This is a genomic window from Stenotrophomonas sp. YJH_SMC_64 (assembly GCF_059371375.1).
The window spans coordinates 1-17634 of the sequence record NZ_JCAFUN010000018.1 but is presented as its reverse complement, the minus strand read 5'-3'; the positions used below and the strand labels follow the sequence as shown (position 1 = coordinate 17634).

The window sequence follows — 17634 nt, the reverse complement described above, 5'->3', positions numbered from 1 at the left end:
GGCGACTACCGGTGTGCGATGGCCGCGAACTACACCATCCCGCCATTGGCGCGCAGCACCTGGCCGTTGATCCATCCGCCATCGGCACCGGCCAGGAAGGCAACCGCACCGGCGATGTCCTCCGGCGTACCCAGCCGCTCCAAGGGGTTCATCTTCGCCAGCCGCTCGATCAGTTCCGGCGACTTGCCGTCCAGGAACAGGTCGGTGGCGGTCGGGCCGGGCGCCACTGCATTCACGGTGATGTTGCGCCCGCGCAGCTCCTTGCTGAGGATCGCGCCCATCGTCTCCACCGCCGCCTTGCTGGCGGCATACACGCTGTAGTTCTCCAGCTTGATGCCAACCACGCTGGTGGACAGGGTGATCAGGCGGCCACCGTCGCGCACCCGTCGCGCGCTCTCGCGCAGCACGTTGAAGGCGCCTTTCAGGTTGATCCCGATCACCCTCTCGAACAGGGCGTCGTCGGTATCGGCCAATGGTGCCAGCTGCAACACGCCGGCACTGTTCACCACTACGTCGATACCGCCGAAGCGCGCCTCGATGGCGTCGAACAGCTGGCGCACCGCCTGCGGGTCGGCCACATCGGCCTGCAGCGCGATGGCCTGCGCGCCGGCCGCGTTGAGTTCGGCCGCCAATGCTTCGGCGTCGTCGCGGCGGCCCGCATAGTTGATCGCGACCGTGTGGCCATCGGCGGCCAGGCGGCGGGAGATGGCCGCGCCGATGCCACGGGAACCGCCGGTGACCAGGGCGACAGAGCGGGCGGGGGAGAGGGTCATGGTGGCTTCCACCGGGGCGCGCCGAAGTGGCGCAGGGCCATCTTCGCGAGATTGTCCTTTCGGATAATCCTGCATAATCCGTCAACATCATCCGGACAGCCGAACAATGGATCGCTTCACGGCCATGCGCGCCTTCGTCCGTATCGTCGAGCGCCGCAGCTTCACCCGGGCCTCCGAGGACCTGGGCCTGCCGCGGGCCACGGTGACCGACGCGATCAAGGCGCTGGAACAGCGGCTGGGGGTGCGCCTGCTGCACCGGACCACGCGGCTGGTGGTGCCGACGCTGGAAGGCGAGGCCTTCTATGGCCGTTGCCTGCGCCTGATCGCCGACATGGACGATGCCGAGGCTGCGTTCCGTGATGCCCCGCCACGCGGGCCGCTGCGCATTGAAGTACATGGCACGCTGGGCCGGCACCTGCTGTTTCCGCACCTGCCGGAGTTCCTGCAGCGCTACCCGGAGATCGAGCTGGACGTCAGTGAAGGCGACCGCTATGTCGACCTGCTGCGCGAAGGCGTGGATGCGGCGTTGCGGGTGGGGACGCTGGCCGACAGCGATCTGGCGGCGCGCCGGTTGACGATGCTGCGCGAGGTCACGGTGGCCGCTCCGGGTTATGTGCAGGCGCACGGCCTGCCCGATACCATTGAATCGCTGGAGCAAGGCCATCAGATGATCGGCTACCGCTCCAGCGCCACTGGCCAGCTGATCCCCCTGGAGTTCCAACAGGCGGGACAGGTGCGCTACGTGCCGCTGCCGGCGCGGGTGCGTGTTTCCGGCGCGGATGCATTCCTTGGGGCCGCGCTGGCGGGCCTCGGCATCATCCAGGCGCCGCGCTACCGGATGGACCCGTATATCGCGCGCGGGCAGCTGGTCGAGCTGTTGCCTGAGACGCCGCCGACTGCAAGCCCGTTGAGCCTGGTCTACCCGCGCAACCGCACGCCGTCGCCACGCTTGCGGGTGTTCATCGACTGGGTGGCCGGGGTGTTCGAGCAGACCGGGGTTGCCGGCCAGCGGCCGGCACTACCGTCCAAGGGCGCGCGTGCTGGGTAGTGCCGGCCGCTGGCCGGCAGCACCGAAGCAACGTTCCTGAGACGCTGCCATGGGCTGGCTGTGCAGGGTAGTGCCGGCCGCTGGCCGGCAACTGCAATGCGCTTGATGTACCGGGGTACCGGCCAGCGGTCGGCACTACCGGGCGGCGGCGCCCGGCAGCACCAGCTCGAACACGGTGCCGGTGTCATCCGACACAACACTCACACTACCGCCATGGGCCTGTGCAATCGCGCGGGTAATCGCCAGCCCCAGTCCGGCACCTTCGTGGCGGCCGCGCTCGCCGCGGTAGAAGCGATCGAACAGGCGCGGCAGCGCTTCGGCGGCAATCGGCGTGCCAAGGTTGTGCACGCTGACCCTGCACACGCCATCGGCCTCGGCCAGCCGTACCCGCACCTCGCTGCCGGCAGCGGCGTGCTTCAACGCGTTGGACAGCAGGTTGGCGATCGCCCGGTGCAGCATCAAGCGCTTGCCTTCCACGCTCGCCACACCGTCGCGGCGCAGGGTCAACTGCCGATCCTCGGCCAGCAGGTCGTAGAACTCGAGCAGCGAATCCACCACCCCATCCAGCGCCACCAGCTCGCGTGAGGGAAGCGCGCCCGGCGCCTCGGCCTGCGCCAGGTACAGCAGGTCGCCCACGGTCTGCGACAGCTGCTGCAGTTCCTCGGCACACGACGCCAGCGTCTCGCGGTAGGCCTCGTTGCTGCGCGGGTGCGCCAGCACCACCTGCACCTGGGTCAGCATGTTGGTGATCGGGGTGCGCAACTCGTGGGCGAGATCACCGGAGAACTCGGTCAGCCGCGCGAAGTCCTGCTGCAGGCGTGCCAGCATGCCGTTGAGGGTCTGCGCCAACTGCTCCAGTTCGGCCGGCGCACTGCGCGCGCTCAGGCGGCGCTGCAGGCGACCGGCGGTGATCTGCCTGGCCTCATCGGCCAGCGTGCGCAGCGGCCGCAGCGTACGCCGCACCACATAACCGCCGAGCAGGCTGCTGGCCACGGCGGCGCCGATGATCGCGATCGCCAGCAGGTGGCGGAAGCGCTGCAGGAAATCGGCATGGCGGTCGTCATCGATGGCCAGCAGGGTGACCAGCGGGCTGCCGTCGGCCAGGGTCTGGCGCAGGTGCAGGGCATGCATGCAGCGGCCATCGGCGAGGATCCAGTCGTGCCGCCGTGGCGCGGCGTCGATCGGCTGGCCGCGTGCATGCTCGCGCAGCAGTGCCGGTGCGGTCGAGAACAGCACCGCGCCACGCCCATCAACAATGTGGAAGGCGATGTCCGGATGATGGCCCAGCGCCTCTGCCAAGCGCTTCCCGCGTGTGGACGCAGGTCCGTTATCGGCGAGGTCACGGATCAACGCGACCTTGTTTTCCAGTTCGACGAAGTCCTGGGCGACCAGGTCGTGGCGGGCACTGACATAGATCGCCACGCCCAACGCGGCCAGCACCAGCGTGGCCACGATGGCGAACAGCAGCGTCAGCCGTACCGCGATGGAACGGCGCAGGCTCATCCGCTGTGCACTGCACCGTCGTCCGGCGCCTCCAGCACATAGCCCATGCCGCGCACGGTGACGATCAGCTTGGCATCGAAGTCATCGTCGATCTTCGCGCGCAGGCGGCGGATCGCCACGTCGATCACGTTGGTGTCGCTGTCGAAATTCATGTCCCACACCTGCGAAGCGATCAACGAGCGCGGCAGCACTTCGCCGCGTCGGCGCGCCAGCAGCTCCAGCAGGGTGTATTCCTTCTGGCTGAGGGTGATGCGCTGGCCGCCGCGTTCAACCCGGCGGCGCAGGGTGTCCACCACCAGGTCGGCGATGACGATGCGCTCGGCCTGCGGCTGCGCCTGGCCGCGACGCAGCAGGGTGCGTACCCGCGCCAGCAGCTCGGCGAAGGCGAATGGCTTGGCCAGGTAGTCGTCGGCGCCCAGCTCAAGGCCCTGCACGCGGTCGGCGATGCTGCTGCGCGCGGTCAGGAACAGCACCGGCACCTGCCAGCCGGCCTCGCGCAGCCGCGACAGCACGTTCCAGCCATCCAGGCCGGGCAGCATCACGTCGAGGATGACCAGCTGGTACTCGCCGCTGCCGGCCAGGTGCAGCCCGTCGACGCCGTTGCAGGCGAGATCGACCACGTAGCCGGCCTCGATCAGCCCCTGGCGCAGGTAGTTGCCGGTCTTGGGTTCGTCTTCGACGATCAGCAGTTTCATGATGCGCCCATCATCGCAGCTTGGGCCCGTACCGGAACGGATTGATCATGCCAGTGGGTCCAGCGTGCCAAGCACCGCGACGCAGGCCAGCACCAGCAGCGCCAGCAGCGATTCGCAGGCCAGGCTTTGGCGGAGCGAGCGCAGCGGCCTGGGTTGCCAGCCGCCACGGATGGAGACCGCCAGCGCCGGCACCAACCGCCAGCGATGCAGGGCGGCCAGGCCCAGCATGCCAACGACCAGGGCGAGTTTGAGCAGCAGCCAGCGCCCATGTGCGGTGCCGGTCAGGGTCTGTATGGAACCGCCGAGATCGACATAGGTATAGGTGCCGGTCATCGCCAGCAGGGCGACGATGATCGTGCCAGGCACGGCGAAGCAGTGCGCGGCCTGCCACAGTTCGCGGGTACGTTCGCGCAGGCGCAGGCCCTGTGGACGCAGCGCCAGCTGCAGGATGGCGGCGATCGCGCCGACCCAGGCGCCGGCGGCGAGCAGATGCACGATGCCGGCCGTCAGCCGCAAGGTGCCGCCGAATCCATCACCGGCGGCGGCATGCCCGTTCCAGGACAGGCTGGCCAGGGCGGTGGCGGACAACGCGAGCAGCGCCAGGCGGCGCAGGCCCCGCAGCGGCGTAACGGATGCCAGCAGGGGCAGCATCGCCAGCACTGCCACGGTGCGCAGCAGGCCGGCCTTACCCACCGGCGTGCCGGTGAGGAACCAGTGCGCCGTTGCTGGGTCGATGTCGGCTGCCGGGATGCCAAGCACGCCGGACAACCGGTTTACTGCATCGATGACGACCAGGATGAGCGCAACCACGGCGAGCGTCAGCGAGATGCTGCGCGGCAGTCCGGGGCGGACGAACAGCAGCCGCCCGAACAGCAGCATCAGCACCAGGTACAGCGCCAGCCGCAGCGCATACGGCGAGAGCTCGGCCACGGCGGCGGCCTTACTTCACGGTGAAGCGGTAGTTGCCGGTGATCGGGTGGCTGTCCTGGCCGACCGCGCGCCATTGCAGTGCGTAGCTGCCGGCGGGCAGCGGCTTGGCGAAGCGCGCACGCAGCGTGTGCCCATCTTCGGAGAGGTCCTGCGCGGTGGTGGGCATGGCCATCTTCATGCGGCCATGGTCCATGCTCAGTTCGATGCGGGTGGCACGCGGCATCACCTTCTCACTGAACTGCAGCGTGATCTCGGTCGCCGGGGCTATGGTGGCGTCGGCGGCCGGCGTCGAACGCACCAGGCTGGGATGGGCCAGGGCCAGCGGCGCAACCGCGAGGCCAGACAGGAGAAGCGCGAGGGTGGCAGAGCGGCGAAGGGAACGGGTCATGCGCGGGACACCTGTGGAAGAAGTGGCCCTCAGGGTGGAGGGCAGCGCCTTTCGCTGCCCTGACCCGAACATTACCGATCTGTAATGTTCCGTCCACTCACCGGTGGTGCCGGCAGCTGGCCAGCGTCACAGTGCTGCCAACGGCCCTTGCATGCGATGGAAACTGCCATCGGTGGCGGTGAACCAGGCCAGCGAACGCCCGCCGACGAAGTCATCGACATGCACGACCGTTGCGCCATCGGCTTCCTGCCACGAAAGGGCATAGACCCCTTCGCTGATCTGTTGCCACTCGCAGGCGGCTTCGCCCTGCGCACCGGCATAGGCGCCGGAGAGGATGGCGTACTGCACGTGGCGGCCATCGGCGCTGTAGACATTGTCGGCGGCCAGGCCGTCATAGCTGACGCGGAAGCGGCGGCCGGCGAACAACGGCAAGGCGGGAGCTGTGTTCATCGGATCGCCACCGGATTGATGTTGACCTGGGTCGAGCCAACGTAGAGGGGCTGGCCGAGCACGAACAGGAATTCCCAGGCCTTGTCGCGCACCAGGGCACGGCTGTCGATCAGCTCCAGGTTGTAGATGCCGCGCTTGGCCAGCATGTACTGGTTGATCGGGAACTCCTCGGCACCGTTCGGGTTCGGGTAGACCTCCGAGGCCCAGGTGTCGCCACCGAAGGCGACGATGCCCTGGTCGGCCAGCCACTTCGCGGCCTCCATGCCGATACCCGGCTCCACTTCCAGGAACTGCGTGTTGTCCTTGCCGATCAGTTCCAGCCAACCGGTGTTGAACAGCACCACGTCGCCCTTGCGCAGGCTCAGGCCCTGCTTCTTCAGCACGGCCTGGATGTCGGCCACGGTGAACTCGGTGCCGCCGGGCACGATCGCCTTGCCGTAGTACGCGGTCATGTCCAGCACGACGCCGCGGGTGACCATTGGCGGCACCTTCTCGACGCCGAGCTTGCGCACACCGTCTACGGTGACGAAGTCGGCGGCCCTGTTGCCGTTGTAGTAGACGTTGTCGATGCCGATATGGCCGATACCGTTGAGCTGGGTGCCAACGCCGGTCCAGGCGTTCACCAGTTCATCGTTGAAGGTGAACCTGTTGGGGCCCAGCGATTTGCCGGCCTGCTGGCCGACCTGAACGTTGTACAGGCGGAAGCTGCGGTGGCGGAACGCGGGCAGGTTCTTGTCCACCGGCACCGCCAGCGGATAGGTCTTGCCGGTCCTGACCAGCGATACCGCGTGCTTGACCACGTCCGCGGTCAGCAGGTTGGCCGCGCCGATCTCGTCGTCGGCGCCGTAGGCGGAGGGATACCAGTCCTCGGCGGTGGCCTGGAAGGACAGCGGCAGGGTGGCCAGCGCAAGCGCGGCCAGGGTCTTCATCTTCATGGCAAAGCTCCGGTAACTGTCAGGCCGTCGCGGCGGCGCGGGCATGGGCCGGGAAGTGCGGCAGCACGTACTCGGCGATTTCGTGGAAGGTTTCGGCCAACGGCCGTTCATTGCGGCGGAACTGCAGGCCGATGTGGTCGACACCCGCTGCCTGCATGGCGTGCAGCTCGGCCAGCAGGGCGTTGCGGCCGCCACGCAGGCCGAAGCGCCAGCGCTGCAAGGGGGCATCAGCATCGGCCACCAGGTCCAGGTGGATGAAGCTGGCATACGGCTTGTTGCCGGCCACGGCGCGCCAGGCCGCCACGCGCTGCGCATGGTCCTGTGGCGTGCCCGGGTAGGCCAGGCAACCATCCATGTGCTGGCCGATCCATGCCGGTTGCTGCTGGGCCAGGCCGGCCACGAACAACGGCAGGGCCGGGCCATCTGCGGGCAGCACGTCCAAGCCCTGCGGCAGGTGCGCAGCGGCGCCTTCGCGCAGCAGTGCGATCTGCTCGCGGAAGCGGCGGCCACGGCTGTCGAAGTCGCGGCCGAACAGCGGGTACTCCACCGGGCGGTCGCCGCTGGCTACGCCCAGCAGCAGGCGGTCGCCGCTGAGCCGCTGCACGCTGCGCGCCGACTTCAGGGTCAGCAACGGCTCCCGGATCGGCAACACCACCGCACCGGTACCCAGCAGGATGTGCTCGGTGATGCCGGCCAGGTAGCCGAGGTAACTGAATACCTCGAACACCTGCGCCGCATCGCCGAAGGCCGGGTCGTACACCGGCACGTCGCGTACCCACAGCGCACGGAAGCCGAGGCGGTCGGCCAGCCGTGCCAGTTCCGCATGGCGCTGCAGGTCCGGTTCGCCGGGCAGGCGTCGCGCGGCGCGTCGTGCCTGTTCGCCCAGCGGCGTCCAGTCATTGTCCAGCGGTGCTTCGATGCCGATGCTGAATCCACCGGCCTGCAGCCTTGCCAACGCACTGCCCATGGCGAGGCGCCTCAGTCCCAGGCCGGGGCCAGGCCCGGCGGATCGACTTCGCGGCCGTTGCGGTCAAGCGCAGCGATCGCGGCCATGTCATCGGCATCCAGGTGCAGGTCCTGGGCGAGCAGGTTGCTGGCCAGGTTCTCGCGCTTGGTCGAAGACGGAATGACCGAGTAACCCCGCTGCAGGGCCCACGCCAGCGCGACCTGGGCTACGGTGGCCTGGTGCTTGTCGGCGATGGCGGCCAGCACCGGGTCCTTCAGCACCTTGCCGTAGGCCAGGGTCATGTAGGAGGTCACGGTGATGCCCTGATCCTGCAGGAAAGCAGTCAGTGCCGGGTTCTGCAGGTAGGGGCTCAGTTCGATCTGGTTGGTGGCGATCTCGCCGGCGCCGACCACCTCGATGGCCTGCCGGGTCAGTTCGATGTTGAAGTTGGACACACCGATCTGGCGGGTCAGGCCCTGTGCCTTGGCTTCGGCCAGCGCGGTCATGTACTCGCGCAGTTCAACGCCATTGCCCGGCGCGGGCCAGTGGATCAGCAGCAGGTCGACGTAATCGGTGCGCAGCTTGGCCAGGCTGTCGCGCAGGCTTGGGATCAGCTTGTCGGCAGCGTAGTTGTCGACCCAGATCTTGGTGGTCAGAAACAGCTGGTCGCGTGGCACGCCGGATTCGGCGATGGCCTGGCCGACCTCGGCTTCGTTGCCGTAGATCTGCGCCGTGTCGACGGCACGGTAGCCGACGTCAAGCGCGTTGCGTACCGAGTCGATGACGGTCTGGCCGCTCAGGCGGAAGGTGCCGACGCCAAAGGAAGGAACGCTCATGATGGACTCCAGGGATTTCGTTGCGAGCCGGCGGCTCGGGACAGGGCGAAGTGTGGGTGCTTTACATTTGTTGATTAAGCCGTGTATATGGGAAATGCTTTTGCGGCGAGGTAAATAATGAAAACCACCCTGGATGAGCTGAAGGCCTTCGTGGCGGTGGTCGATGGTGGCTCCATCACGGCGGCGGCCGAGGCGCTGGAGCTGACCATCTCGGCCACCAGCCGCACCCTGGCGCGGCTGGAAGACAAGCTGCAGACCACGCTGCTGCGGCGGACCACGCGGCGGCTGGAACTGACCGAAGAGGGCGCGGCGTTCCTGGAGTACGCGCGCACGATCCTGGCCACGGTGGACGAGGCAGAGGAACAGATGGCGGCGCGGCGGCTGCAGCCGGTCGGGCGCCTGCGCGTGGACGCGGCCACGCCGTTCATGCTGCACGTGATCGTGCCGCTGCTGGAGGGCTTCCGTGATCGCTACCCGCAGGTGGAGCTGGAGCTGAATTCCAACGAGGGCATCACCGACCTGATCGAAAAGCGCACCGATGTGGCGTTCCGCATCGGCGTGCTGCGCGATTCGACCCTGCATGCGCGACCGATCGGTCACAGCCGCATCCGCGTGGTGGCCAGCCCCGAGTACCTGCGACGGCACGGCACGCCGACGCGCGTGGAGCAGTTGCGCGAGCACGACCTGCTGGGTTTTACCCAGCCCAGTTCGTTGAACGAATGGCCACTACACGATGCCGATGGCGGGCCTTTCGTGATCGAGCCGGCGATCGCTTCATCCAGCGGCGAGACGCTGCGGCAGATGGCGGTGGCCGGTTTGGGCATCGCCTGCCTGTCCGACTTCCTGACCCGCCAGGACCGGCGTGATGGCCGCCTGGTGCAGTTGTTGGCCAGGCAGACGCAGGAGGTGCGGCAGCCAATCAATGCGGTGTACTACCGCAACACCGCGCTGGCTGCGCGCATCACCTGTTTCGTCGACCATGTCACTCAGACGCTCGGCCAGCGCCCGTTTGACGAATAAGGAGGGGTAGAGCCGGCCGCTGGCCGGCTTTTCCCACCTGACGGATCACCGCAGCTGCCGGCCAGCGGCCGGCACTACCGTTGGCTGTGTTGCATGTTTCAGTAGATCCACGCCATGCGTGGATGGCGTGTTCCAACCGACCCGCAGCCGGTGTTAGCGGTTGTGCAGCGCCCGCCGATTGCCGATGTGTGCTGCCGCCAGCATCATGCCGCCGCACGCGGTGGTGACGCCATGCCAGAGCAGTGATTCCTTCAGCGGCAGGTACAGCGAGGCTGACAGTAGAAGGATCGCGCCGACGCACGCCAGCCGCAGGGGCCGCCCGCGCCCGTGCCGGTGCAGCCCGGCCGAGGTGCTCGCCAAGGCCAGCGACGAGGCCAGCAGCGCGAACAGCCATTCCCAGCGCGACATCACCAGCAGCACGGTCATCGCGCCATGGCCGGGGTGCTGGAACGAACGCAGCGCCATCATCGCTGCCGGCACGAAGGCCAGCAGCAGGGGCAGGGCGATGCAATGGGCGGCGCAGGCCAGGGACAGCCAGGCACCGGCAAGATCGAAGCGGGGGTGCCAGCGTGCCGAAGTTGGCGGCCGGGCCAGGGCCCTTGCGGGCGTCGTGGGGATGTGGTCCATAATGTTACATAGTAACAATTGGAGTGTCCCCCATGAAGCTCTCTGCTGCTCTTTTCCTGCTGCTGGCCGCCAGCGCCGCGCAGGCCCACGATATCCGCCAGCACGCACCGCACGTGCACGGCCAGGCCAGCGTCGATGTTGCGCTTGACCAGCAGACGCTGGAATTCGCCCTGCAGGCCCCCGGCATCGGCATCCTTGATTTCGAGCGGCCGCCGGCCAATGCGGCCGAGCAGGCCGCGCTGGCACGGGCTACGACAGTGCTGAAGGGCGGCAGCTGGGTCACCTTGCCCACCGCTGCGGGCTGCCGTCTGGCCACCGGTAAAGCCGATGCAGAGGGCTTCGACGCGACGGCCGCCGCGCCGCCGCCGGGACAGCACCGGCACGCAGGGTTCAGCGCAACGCTGCAGTACCACTGTGCCAAACCTGCCGCGCTGCGCGCCATCGTCGTGCGCCTGCCCGTACTGTTCCCGGGCCTGCACGAAGTCATCGTCAACAGCGCAACCGCCAATGGCCAGAACCGCAGCGTGCTGACGCCCGACAACCTGCGCGTGGTGCTGGCACCGTGAGCGCAGCACCGGTGATCTCGCTGGAAGACGTGCAGTTCGGCTACGGCATGCAGCGGGTGCTGGACATCCCGCGGTTATGGATCGAGCAGGGCAGCAGCGTGCTGCTGCGCGGGTTCAGTGGCGGTGGCAAGAGCACGTTGCTGGGCCTGCTGGCGGGCGTGCTGCTGCCCGGCAAGGGCCGTGTCGAGGTGGCAGGCCACGCGCTGCAGGCGATGCGCGGTGCCGCGCGGGACCGCTTCCGCGCCGACCACCTGGGCGTGATCTTCCAGCAGTTCAACCTGCTGCCGTTCCTCAGCGTGCGCGACAACATCGCGCTGGGCCTGCGCTTTTCGCGCCTGCGCAGCGCGCGCATCAGCGGCCCGCTGGATGCCGAGATCGCCCGCCTGCTACAGGCCCTGCAGCTGGATCCGGCGCTGATGCAGCGGCGCGCAGGCACGCTCAGTGTTGGCCAGCAGCAACGCGTGGCGGCGGCACGCGCCCTGATCGGCCGCCCGGCGTTGCTGCTGGCCGATGAGCCGACCTCGGCGCTCGACCGCGACGCGGCGACCGCGTTCCTGAAGCTGATGTCGGCGCAGTGCGAGGCGGCCGGCACCACGGTGCTGGTGGTCAGCCATGACGACAGCCTGCAGCCCTTGTTCGACCGCACCATTTCACTGTCCGAGATCAACCAGGCAGGTGCCGGCCATGCTTGAGCTTGCCTGGGCCAGCCTGCGCAGCCGCGCCTTGAGTGTCGGCCTGACCGTGCTGGTCATCACCCTCAGCGTGGTGCTGCTGCTGGGCGTCGAGCGTGTACGCACGCAGGCGCACGAGGGGTTCGCCAGCACCGTATCGGGCACCGACCTGATCGTCGGTGCGCGTTCGGGACCGGTGAACCTGCTGCTGTACTCGGTGTTCCATATCGGCGACCCGACCAACAACGTGTCCTGGCAGTCCTACCAGGAGCTGTCTGCATTGCCGCAGGTGAAGTGGTCGGTGCCACTGTCGCTGGGCGATTCCTGGCGCGGCTACCGTGTAGTGGGTACCACTGGCGGCTACTTTGAACACTATCGCTATGGTTCCGGCCACGAGCTGGCCTTTGCACAGGGGCGGCCCTTTGATGATCTGTACGACGCGGTAATCGGCGCGGAGGTGGCGCGCGCGCAGAAGGTCGGCCTCGGCGATGAGATCGTGCTGGCGCACGGCACGGGCGCGGTCACGCTGGCCACGCATGCCGACAAGCCATTCCGTGTTGCCGGCATCCTGCAGCGCACCGGCACGCCGGTGGATTCGTCGCTGCTGGTTTCGCTGCCGGCCATCGAGGCGATCCATGTCGACTGGCGATCAGGCGTGCAGCTGCGCAGCCAGCGCGTCAGCGCCGAGCAGGCGCGTCATCTGGATCTGACCCCGACCAGCATCACTGCCTTCATGCTTGGCCTGAACTCGCGCATTGCCACGTTTTCGGTACAGCGCAGGATCAACGAGTATCCGGACGAGGCGATGCTGGCGATCCTGCCCGGCGTGACCCTGCAGCAGCTGTGGCAGTCGCTGGGCACCGCCGAGCGCGCACTGCAGCTGATCAGCGCGATGGTGGTGGCACTCGGCATGGTCTCGCTGGTGGCGCTGCTGGTCTCGACCCTGCAGGAGCGGCGGCGCGAGATGGCGATCCTGCGTGCCACCGGGGCACGGCCGGGTTACATCGCCGGCCTGCTGGTGGTGGAGGCGGTGGCGACCAGCGCGGCGGCCTGCGTGCTGGCGCTGGTGCTTCTGGTGGCCGCCAGCGTTGCCGGGCGCGGCTGGGCCCTGGCCACCTTCGGTCTGTCGATCACCCATGTCTGGCCGGACGGCCGCGAGCTGGCTTGGGTGGCAGGCGTGCTGGCGATCAGTGCGGTGGCTGGGCTGGTCCCGGCGTTGCTCGCTTACCGGCGCACCTTGGCCGATGGCCTTTCACCGGGAGGCTGAGCATGCGCTGGATGCTGTCGCTGCCGATGGTACTGGCCCTGGTTGCCTGCGAGCGGCCGGTGGATACCGGTGTGCAGGCCCTGCCACCCGCGCCGGTTGTCGACCGCGCTGACGCTGCGGATGCGGCAGAGCAGGAGCTGGACTGGCTGCAGATGATGCCCAAGGACGAGCTGGCCGCGCTGGAACGCGGCGAGGGCCCGGAAGTCGAACACAACGGCAACCGGCGCATGCCGCAGTTCGGCACCTTCCGCACGGTGGATTCGGTACTGCAGCGTCCGGTGCGCCTGCCAGGCTACGTGGTACCCCTGGCGAACGCGCAGGACGGACGACTGACTGAATTCCTGTTCGTGCCGTACTACGGCGCCTGCATCCACGTGCCACCACCGCCACCGAACCAGATCGTGCACGTGGTGCTGCCACGCCCGATCGAGATGCCGGACATGTACTCGCCGTTCTTCCTGGCCGGCACCCTGCACGCCGAACGGCTGGAAGACGATCTGGCCGGTTCGGCCTACACCATGCGTGACGCACAGCTGAGGCCCTATGAACCGTAGCCACCTGCTGCTCATGCTGGGATGCCTGTGGTTGGCGGGCTGCACGTCGCCGGGCAGCGACACCGTTGCGGTCGCGCCGCAGGACACACCGGCATCCTCGGCCATGGCCGAAGCGCCCGTCGACCGCTGGGATGCACTGCGGCCCGACGAAATCACCTACCAGCGCCCGCCGCCGCAGATCGGCCTGTCACGCAATGGCATGGACGGCGTGGGCGGCCTGATCGACGACACTGGCTCCGGCACGCCACCGGGGCAGGAGATCGACCATTCCAGCCCTGATCGCGCCAAGCAGTTCGGCTCCTCGCGTGTGGTCGATGCCGTAGACGGCCGCGCCGTGGACCTGGACGGCTACGTGGTACCGCTCGGCACCAACGATGCAGGCCTGGTCGATGAACTGCTGTTCGTACCGTTCTATGGGGCGTGCATCCACGTGCCGCCACCACCACCGAACCAGATCATCCACGTGACCCTGGCCACGCCGATCGCGCTGGGCGACCTCTGGGATCCATACCGGCTTGCCGGGCGTCTGCAGGTGAAGCGTTTCGATGCGGATATCGCCAGCGCGTCCTACGATGCGGCAGCGGCCACGCTCACGGCGATCCACAACTGATGCGCAGGCGCTGGATCATTGCTGCCGGGGGGCTGCTGGCGGCGGTCGCGCTGCTGGTGTGGTGGCAACGGCAGTCTGCACCCACCGCGCCGCCGGCGGTGGCGTTTCCGGCACCAGCGCCGGATGCCAGCCAGCGCATCGAACAGTACCTGGGCGACGACCATGCGTTCCGCAACGACGTGCTGTTCCTGCTCGCGGCAACTCTGCGTGATCGCTGCCAGCCGGCGCAGGCGGGATTGCTGGCGCGCATGGCCAATCGTGCCTCACTGCCGGTGCTGGCGGCGGTCAGCGCGGTGACCCAGCAGGATCCATCGCTGGACCGGCCGATCTACCAGTACATCCAGCATCGCGCCGATGCCACGCAGTGCGGCCAGCCGCTGCAGATGCCGTTGGGCGGTGGACGCAGCATGGCGGTGGACATCGAGCAGTACGCGCGTACCTTCCCCGACAGCTATTTCGACCCGCAGCGCAGCAGCGAGCCACGCGATTTCGGTGGGCTGTCGTTGCAGCAGCGCGCCGGCAACGCCTGCAACAGCGTGGTGTACTCGGTGCTGCCGCTGGGTGGCACCGACTGGCGGTGCAGCAGCCTGCGCGCGAACGCCCGTGCGCGCGTGCGCGGGCTGTGCGAGGACGAACTGCGGCGCCAGCATGGGGGCATCGGCGGCGAACTGGACGCCGCCGTGGGGCAGGGCATGCAGGCGGCCGTGGTATCGGCCATCGCCGCGCTGCCGGAAGACTGCCGGTGAGCGTCTGCCAGTAGAGCCAGGCCATGCCTGGCTGGCGGCCCCGTCGAGCATGCCTGCCTCTACAAAAACTGAATCGGCTGGCTCCGACGACCATAACTGTACAGGACATCCTGTATAGTTATGGTCGTAATCCACCCCCACCAGGTTCTCCCATGGCTTTGTCCCAGCCCTTGGCCGGTGCTCCGGCCTTGTCGCGTGCCCGCCGCTGGGCACTGTTGTTTACCGTCGCCGCTGGCCTGCTGCTGGTTACGCTCGACAACTCCGTGCTCTACACCGCACTGCCGACGCTGACCGAGGAACTCTCGGCCAGTGCCGGACAGGCGCTGTGGATCATCAACGCCTATCCGCTGGTGATGGCCGGCCTGCTGCTGGGTGCGGGCACGCTGGGCGACCGCATCGGCCATCGCCGTATGTTCCTGATCGGCCTGGTGGTGTTCGGCGTCGCGTCGCTGGCAGCGGCATTCGCCGACACCGCAGCGCAGCTGATTGCCGCACGCGCGTTCCTGGCGGTCGGTGCCGCAGCGATGATGCCGGCCACGTTGGCGCTGATCGGCCTGAGCTTCCACGAAGAGCGCGAACGCAACATCGCCATCGCGATCTGGGGTTCGGTGGCCATCGTCGGTGCGGCGCTCGGCCCGATCATTGGCGGTTGGTTGCTGCAGCACTTCTGGTGGGGCTCGGTGTTCCTGATCAACGTGCCGGTGGTGGTGGTCGCGTTCGTGGCCACGTTGCTGCTGGCGCCGGAAGGACAGCGTGACACCTCGCGGCCCTGGGACCTTGTGTCCTCGGTGCTGGCATTGGCGGCACTGTCCGGCCTGGTGCTGGCGATCAAGTCGCTGATCGCTACGCCGCCGTCGTATGCGCTGGGCGCGGGCGCTCTGCTGTTGGCCGTCATCAGCGGTGCGGCGTTCGCGCGCCGCCAGCAGCAGCTGCCGTACCCGCTGCTGGACTTTGCGATCTTCCGCAATCCTGCGTTCCTGGCCGGCACGCTGTCGGCGGTGTTCACCCTGTTCGCGATGGCCGGCCTGCAGCTGGTCACCACCCAGCGCTTCCAGCTGGTTGCAGGCTTCACGCCGCTGCAGGCGGGCCTGCTGGTCTCGGTGGCGGCACTGGGCAGCCTTCCGAGCGCGCTGCTGGGCGGCAGCATCCTGCACCGGGTGGGCCTGCGCCCGCTGATCTGTGGTGGCCTGGCCGCAGGTGCGCTGGGCGTCGGCGTGGTGGCGTTCGGCTTTCCGCACGGCCTTGGCTGGGTGGTGGCTGGCATGGCCATCACCGGCTTCGGCATGGGTTCGGCCATCTCGGTGGCATCCACCGCCATCCTCAACAATGTGCCGGCACACCGCGCAGGCATGGCCTCGTCGGTCGAAGAGGTGTCCTACGAATTCGGCGGCCTGCTGGCGGTGGCGATGCTGGGCAGCCTGAGCGCAGCGATGTACAGCGCGTTCCTGCCGGTCTCGGCAGACATGCCCGCGCTTGCCCGCGAGGGTTTCACCCAGGCGCTGCATGTCGCGCGCGAGAGCGGGCAGGGTGAGTGGTTCGCACTGGCTGCGGCCGCGTATGACCGTGGCTACCAGATCGTGCTGCTGGTGATCACGGCGGTGTTGGCGCTGGGCGCGACGATCCTGGCGCGCCTGCTGCGCAGCCGCGTTGGCAGCCGCGAGGGTGCGGCCGATCGCGTAAAATGAAGCGATGAGAACCAGCAAGCGCGACCGCATCCTCGAGGCCGCCGTCAACGTGATCAATCGTGACGGCGTGCGTGCGGTGACCTTCGAGTCGGTGGCGGCCGAGGCCAAGCTGACCCGCGGCGGCCTGCTGTACCACTTCCCGTCGCGCGAGGCGCTGCTGCGCGGCATCGACGAGCACCTGGTGCAGGCCTGGGAAACGTCGATGGAAACGCTGCTGGGCAAGCGCGCGGATGAAGCGACGGCACTGGAGCGTTACCAGACCTTCGTGCGTGTCTCGGCGCAGAGTGCCACCCGTGCCGAACTGATGTTCATGCTCGAATCGGCGGACCCGGACGCCGATGAGCGTCCGTGGGGACCGGCGGTGCGGCGTTGGGCGCCGCTGCCGCCGGAGGCGGGTGCAGCGGAAGACAGCGCCGCGCTCGACAATTTCGTGGCGCGACTGGCCGCCGATGGCCTGTGGATCTACGAGGCGATGTACGAAGGCCAGCTGGACGAAGGCGTGCGCGCCCGTGTTGCCGAGCGCATCGCCGGGTTGTTGGCGAAGTCTGACGGAACCTCCAGTTGAGCGGCCCGCCGGCGCGCAGACATCACCCGTGGTAGAGCCGACCGCTGGTCGGCTGCCCTTCGGTCAGGCCACGAAAATGCGCTTCGGTAGAGTCGACTGTCAGTCGACTGCCCTTCGGTCAGACAACGAAAACCCCGCGCTTCGCGCGCTGGTCGACTGACAGTCGACTCTACCCCTCGCGCGTCTGCCCAGCCTGGCCCCCAGCCGCTTGCGGAACGCCTTCGACAGCGAGAATGACGGAACGCCCAGTTGAGCGGCCAGCCGGCGCGCAGACATCGCCCGTGGTAGAGCCGCCCGCTGGTCGGCTGCCCTTCGGTCAGGCCACGAAAATGCGCTTCGGTAGAGTCGACTGTCAGTCGACTGCTCTTCAATCAGACAACGAAAATCCCGCGCTTCGCGCGATAGTCGACTGACAGTCGACTCTACCCCTCGCGCGTCTGCCCAGCCTGGCTCCCAGCCGCTTGCGGAACGCCTTCGACAGCGAGAATGACGGAACGTCCAGTTGAGCGGCCATCCGGCGCGCAGACGTCGCCCGTGGTAGAGCCGACCGCTGGTCGGCTGCCCTTCGGTCAGGCCACCAAAATGCGCTTCGGTAGAGTCGACTGTTAGTTGTGTAAACCCACCACGTTGTTCAGCAGGACTCTGGAAATAGGTGGCTGGCCACCGATCCCCATGTGGGGGCGGTGCCAGTTGTAGTGGTGCAGCCATTGGGTCAGCACGGAATTGCGCTGGTCCGAGGAGGCGTATTCGCGGGCGTAGGCCCATTCGCGCAGGCTGGTTTGGATGAAGCGCTCGGCTTTGCCATTGGTCCGCGGCGTG

At 68.0% G+C, this 17634-nt stretch carries 21 protein-coding genes; 10 read left to right on the top strand and 11 right to left on the bottom strand.

All coding sequences use genetic code 11. From position 1 onward, the window contains the following. Window positions 1–29: 29 nt before the first annotated feature. Window positions 30–773 (bottom strand): SDR family oxidoreductase, encoded by a 744-nt coding sequence (locus tag AC5P9L_RS18335; protein WP_111118297.1) that lies wholly within the window; start codon window positions 771–773, stop codon window positions 30–32. 106 nt (window positions 774–879) lie between these two features. Between AC5P9L_RS18335 and AC5P9L_RS18330 the strand changes: the two genes are divergently transcribed. After that, a complete protein-coding gene (locus AC5P9L_RS18330; protein ID WP_164171006.1) occupies window positions 880–1821 on the top strand; it encodes a LysR family transcriptional regulator in 942 nt (313 codons plus the stop codon). A gap of 135 nt (window positions 1822–1956) precedes the next feature. On the opposite strand, the gene AC5P9L_RS18325 is transcribed toward AC5P9L_RS18330, so the two are convergent. From AC5P9L_RS18325 to dkgB, 8 genes are all read right to left on the bottom strand, one after another. Next, window positions 1957–3324: a heavy metal sensor histidine kinase gene (locus AC5P9L_RS18325; protein WP_227415383.1), complete on the bottom strand. Its 1368-nt coding sequence runs from the start codon at window positions 3322–3324 to the stop codon at window positions 1957–1959. Continuing rightward, complete coding sequence (locus AC5P9L_RS18320; protein WP_012480412.1) at window positions 3321–4019, bottom strand: heavy metal response regulator transcription factor; 699 nt, start codon at window positions 4017–4019, stop codon at window positions 3321–3323. Before AC5P9L_RS18320 ends, AC5P9L_RS18325 begins: the two co-directional genes overlap by 4 nt. Window positions 4020–4064: 45 nt before the next feature. Further along, window positions 4065–4949, bottom strand: coding sequence for a copper homeostasis membrane protein CopD (copD, locus tag AC5P9L_RS18315; RefSeq protein WP_111118295.1), 885 nt, complete (start codon window positions 4947–4949; stop codon window positions 4065–4067). A 10-nt stretch (window positions 4950–4959) separates the two neighbouring features. After that, entirely contained in the window at window positions 4960–5337 is a 378-nt protein-coding gene (gene copC / locus AC5P9L_RS18310) for a copper homeostasis periplasmic binding protein CopC (protein WP_012480410.1), read from the bottom strand. Between the two features lie 126 nt (window positions 5338–5463). Then, window positions 5464–5787: a MoaF-related domain-containing protein gene (locus AC5P9L_RS18305; RefSeq protein WP_012480409.1), complete on the bottom strand. Its 324-nt coding sequence runs from the start codon at window positions 5785–5787 to the stop codon at window positions 5464–5466. Next, window positions 5784–6722 carry a cyclase family protein gene (locus tag AC5P9L_RS18300; RefSeq protein ID WP_279915831.1) on the bottom strand — a complete coding sequence of 313 codons (939 nt, stop codon included), beginning with the start codon at window positions 6720–6722 and terminating at the stop codon, window positions 5784–5786. The genes AC5P9L_RS18305 and AC5P9L_RS18300 overlap by 4 nt, the downstream gene beginning before the upstream one ends. A gap of 19 nt (window positions 6723–6741) precedes the next feature. After that, complete coding sequence (locus AC5P9L_RS18295; protein ID WP_279915832.1) at window positions 6742–7689, bottom strand: TIGR03571 family LLM class oxidoreductase; 948 nt, start codon at window positions 7687–7689, stop codon at window positions 6742–6744. A gap of 11 nt (window positions 7690–7700) precedes the next feature. Further along, entirely contained in the window at window positions 7701–8504 is an 804-nt protein-coding gene (gene dkgB, locus AC5P9L_RS18290; protein WP_279915833.1) for a 2,5-didehydrogluconate reductase DkgB, read from the bottom strand. A 117-nt stretch (window positions 8505–8621) separates the two neighbouring features. On the opposite strand from dkgB, the gene AC5P9L_RS18285 reads away from it, so the two are divergent. Further along, window positions 8622–9524 (top strand): LysR family transcriptional regulator, encoded by a 903-nt coding sequence (locus tag AC5P9L_RS18285; protein WP_005416723.1) that lies wholly within the window; start codon window positions 8622–8624, stop codon window positions 9522–9524. Between the two features lie 153 nt (window positions 9525–9677). Here AC5P9L_RS18285 and AC5P9L_RS18280 read toward each other — a convergent pair whose 3' ends face one another. Continuing rightward, window positions 9678–10151, bottom strand: coding sequence for a MerC domain-containing protein (locus tag AC5P9L_RS18280; RefSeq protein ID WP_111129346.1), 474 nt, complete (start codon window positions 10149–10151; stop codon window positions 9678–9680). A 32-nt stretch (window positions 10152–10183) separates the two neighbouring features. Between AC5P9L_RS18280 and AC5P9L_RS18275 the strand changes: the two genes are divergently transcribed. The 8 genes from AC5P9L_RS18275 (at window position 10184) to AC5P9L_RS18240 (ending at window position 16815) form a co-directional block, all read left to right on the top strand. Continuing rightward, the gene (locus AC5P9L_RS18275) at window positions 10184–10717 is read left to right on the top strand and encodes a ZrgA family zinc uptake protein (protein WP_279915834.1); all 534 of its coding nucleotides are present in this window, start codon (window positions 10184–10186) and stop codon (window positions 10715–10717) included. Beyond that, on the top strand, window positions 10714–11409 hold the full coding sequence (locus AC5P9L_RS18270) for an ATP-binding cassette domain-containing protein (protein ID WP_227415384.1): 696 nt from the start codon (window positions 10714–10716) through the stop codon (window positions 11407–11409). Before AC5P9L_RS18275 ends, AC5P9L_RS18270 begins: the two co-directional genes overlap by 4 nt. Further along, entirely contained in the window at window positions 11402–12655 is a 1254-nt protein-coding gene (locus tag AC5P9L_RS18265; protein ID WP_227415385.1) for an ABC transporter permease, read from the top strand. Before AC5P9L_RS18270 ends, AC5P9L_RS18265 begins: the two co-directional genes overlap by 8 nt. 2 nt (window positions 12656–12657) lie before the next feature. Beyond that, on the top strand, window positions 12658–13209 hold the full coding sequence (locus AC5P9L_RS18260; RefSeq protein WP_227415386.1) for a DUF3299 domain-containing protein: 552 nt from the start codon (window positions 12658–12660) through the stop codon (window positions 13207–13209). Then, window positions 13199–13819, top strand: coding sequence for a DUF3299 domain-containing protein (locus AC5P9L_RS18255; RefSeq protein WP_106548594.1), 621 nt, complete (start codon window positions 13199–13201; stop codon window positions 13817–13819). Before AC5P9L_RS18260 ends, AC5P9L_RS18255 begins: the two co-directional genes overlap by 11 nt. Next, complete coding sequence (locus tag AC5P9L_RS18250) at window positions 13819–14565, top strand: hypothetical protein (protein WP_227415387.1); 747 nt, start codon at window positions 13819–13821, stop codon at window positions 14563–14565. Before AC5P9L_RS18255 ends, AC5P9L_RS18250 begins: the two co-directional genes overlap by 1 nt. A gap of 152 nt (window positions 14566–14717) precedes the next feature. After that, window positions 14718–16250: an MFS transporter gene (locus tag AC5P9L_RS18245; protein WP_227415388.1), complete on the top strand. Its 1533-nt coding sequence runs from the start codon at window positions 14718–14720 to the stop codon at window positions 16248–16250. A gap of 4 nt (window positions 16251–16254) precedes the next feature. After that, window positions 16255–16815 (top strand): TetR/AcrR family transcriptional regulator, encoded by a 561-nt coding sequence (locus AC5P9L_RS18240; protein ID WP_111173934.1) that lies wholly within the window; start codon window positions 16255–16257, stop codon window positions 16813–16815. 605 nt (window positions 16816–17420) lie between these two features. Here the strand turns inward: AC5P9L_RS18240 and AC5P9L_RS18235 are convergent. Continuing rightward, window positions 17421–17634 (bottom strand): integrase core domain-containing protein (locus AC5P9L_RS18235; RefSeq protein WP_495201554.1); only part of this gene is annotated, 214 nt, incomplete at its 5' end.

What these genes read in the sequence shown, in the direction of transcription:
- AC5P9L_RS18335 (WP_111118297.1), bottom strand. Translation starts at nt 773, where the DNA reads ATGACCCTCTCCCCCGCCCGCTCTGTCGCCCTGGTCACCGGCGGTTCC.
- AC5P9L_RS18330 (WP_164171006.1), top strand. Translation starts at nt 880, where the DNA reads ATGGATCGCTTCACGGCCATGCGCGCCTTCGTCCGTATCGTCGAGCGC.
- AC5P9L_RS18325 (WP_227415383.1), bottom strand. Translation starts at nt 3,324, where the DNA reads ATGAGCCTGCGCCGTTCCATCGCGGTACGGCTGACGCTGCTGTTCGCC.
- AC5P9L_RS18320 (WP_012480412.1), bottom strand. Translation starts at nt 4,019, where the DNA reads ATGAAACTGCTGATCGTCGAAGACGAACCCAAGACCGGCAACTACCTG.
- copC (WP_012480410.1), bottom strand. Translation starts at nt 5,337, where the DNA reads ATGACCCGTTCCCTTCGCCGCTCTGCCACCCTCGCGCTTCTCCTGTCT.
- AC5P9L_RS18305 (WP_012480409.1), bottom strand. Translation starts at nt 5,787, where the DNA reads ATGAACACAGCTCCCGCCTTGCCGTTGTTCGCCGGCCGCCGCTTCCGC.
- AC5P9L_RS18300 (WP_279915831.1), bottom strand. Translation starts at nt 6,722, where the DNA reads ATGAAGATGAAGACCCTGGCCGCGCTTGCGCTGGCCACCCTGCCGCTG.
- AC5P9L_RS18295 (WP_279915832.1), bottom strand. Translation starts at nt 7,689, where the DNA reads ATGGGCAGTGCGTTGGCAAGGCTGCAGGCCGGTGGATTCAGCATCGGC.
- dkgB (WP_279915833.1), bottom strand. Translation starts at nt 8,504, where the DNA reads ATGAGCGTTCCTTCCTTTGGCGTCGGCACCTTCCGCCTGAGCGGCCAG.
- AC5P9L_RS18285 (WP_005416723.1), top strand. Translation starts at nt 8,622, where the DNA reads ATGAAAACCACCCTGGATGAGCTGAAGGCCTTCGTGGCGGTGGTCGAT.
- AC5P9L_RS18280 (WP_111129346.1), bottom strand. Translation starts at nt 10,151, where the DNA reads ATGGACCACATCCCCACGACGCCCGCAAGGGCCCTGGCCCGGCCGCCA.
- AC5P9L_RS18275 (WP_279915834.1), top strand. Translation starts at nt 10,184, where the DNA reads ATGAAGCTCTCTGCTGCTCTTTTCCTGCTGCTGGCCGCCAGCGCCGCG.
- AC5P9L_RS18265 (WP_227415385.1), top strand. Translation starts at nt 11,402, where the DNA reads ATGCTTGAGCTTGCCTGGGCCAGCCTGCGCAGCCGCGCCTTGAGTGTC.
- AC5P9L_RS18260 (WP_227415386.1), top strand. Translation starts at nt 12,658, where the DNA reads ATGCGCTGGATGCTGTCGCTGCCGATGGTACTGGCCCTGGTTGCCTGC.
- AC5P9L_RS18255 (WP_106548594.1), top strand. Translation starts at nt 13,199, where the DNA reads ATGAACCGTAGCCACCTGCTGCTCATGCTGGGATGCCTGTGGTTGGCG.
- AC5P9L_RS18250 (WP_227415387.1), top strand. Translation starts at nt 13,819, where the DNA reads ATGCGCAGGCGCTGGATCATTGCTGCCGGGGGGCTGCTGGCGGCGGTC.
- AC5P9L_RS18245 (WP_227415388.1), top strand. Translation starts at nt 14,718, where the DNA reads ATGGCTTTGTCCCAGCCCTTGGCCGGTGCTCCGGCCTTGTCGCGTGCC.
- AC5P9L_RS18240 (WP_111173934.1), top strand. Translation starts at nt 16,255, where the DNA reads ATGAGAACCAGCAAGCGCGACCGCATCCTCGAGGCCGCCGTCAACGTG.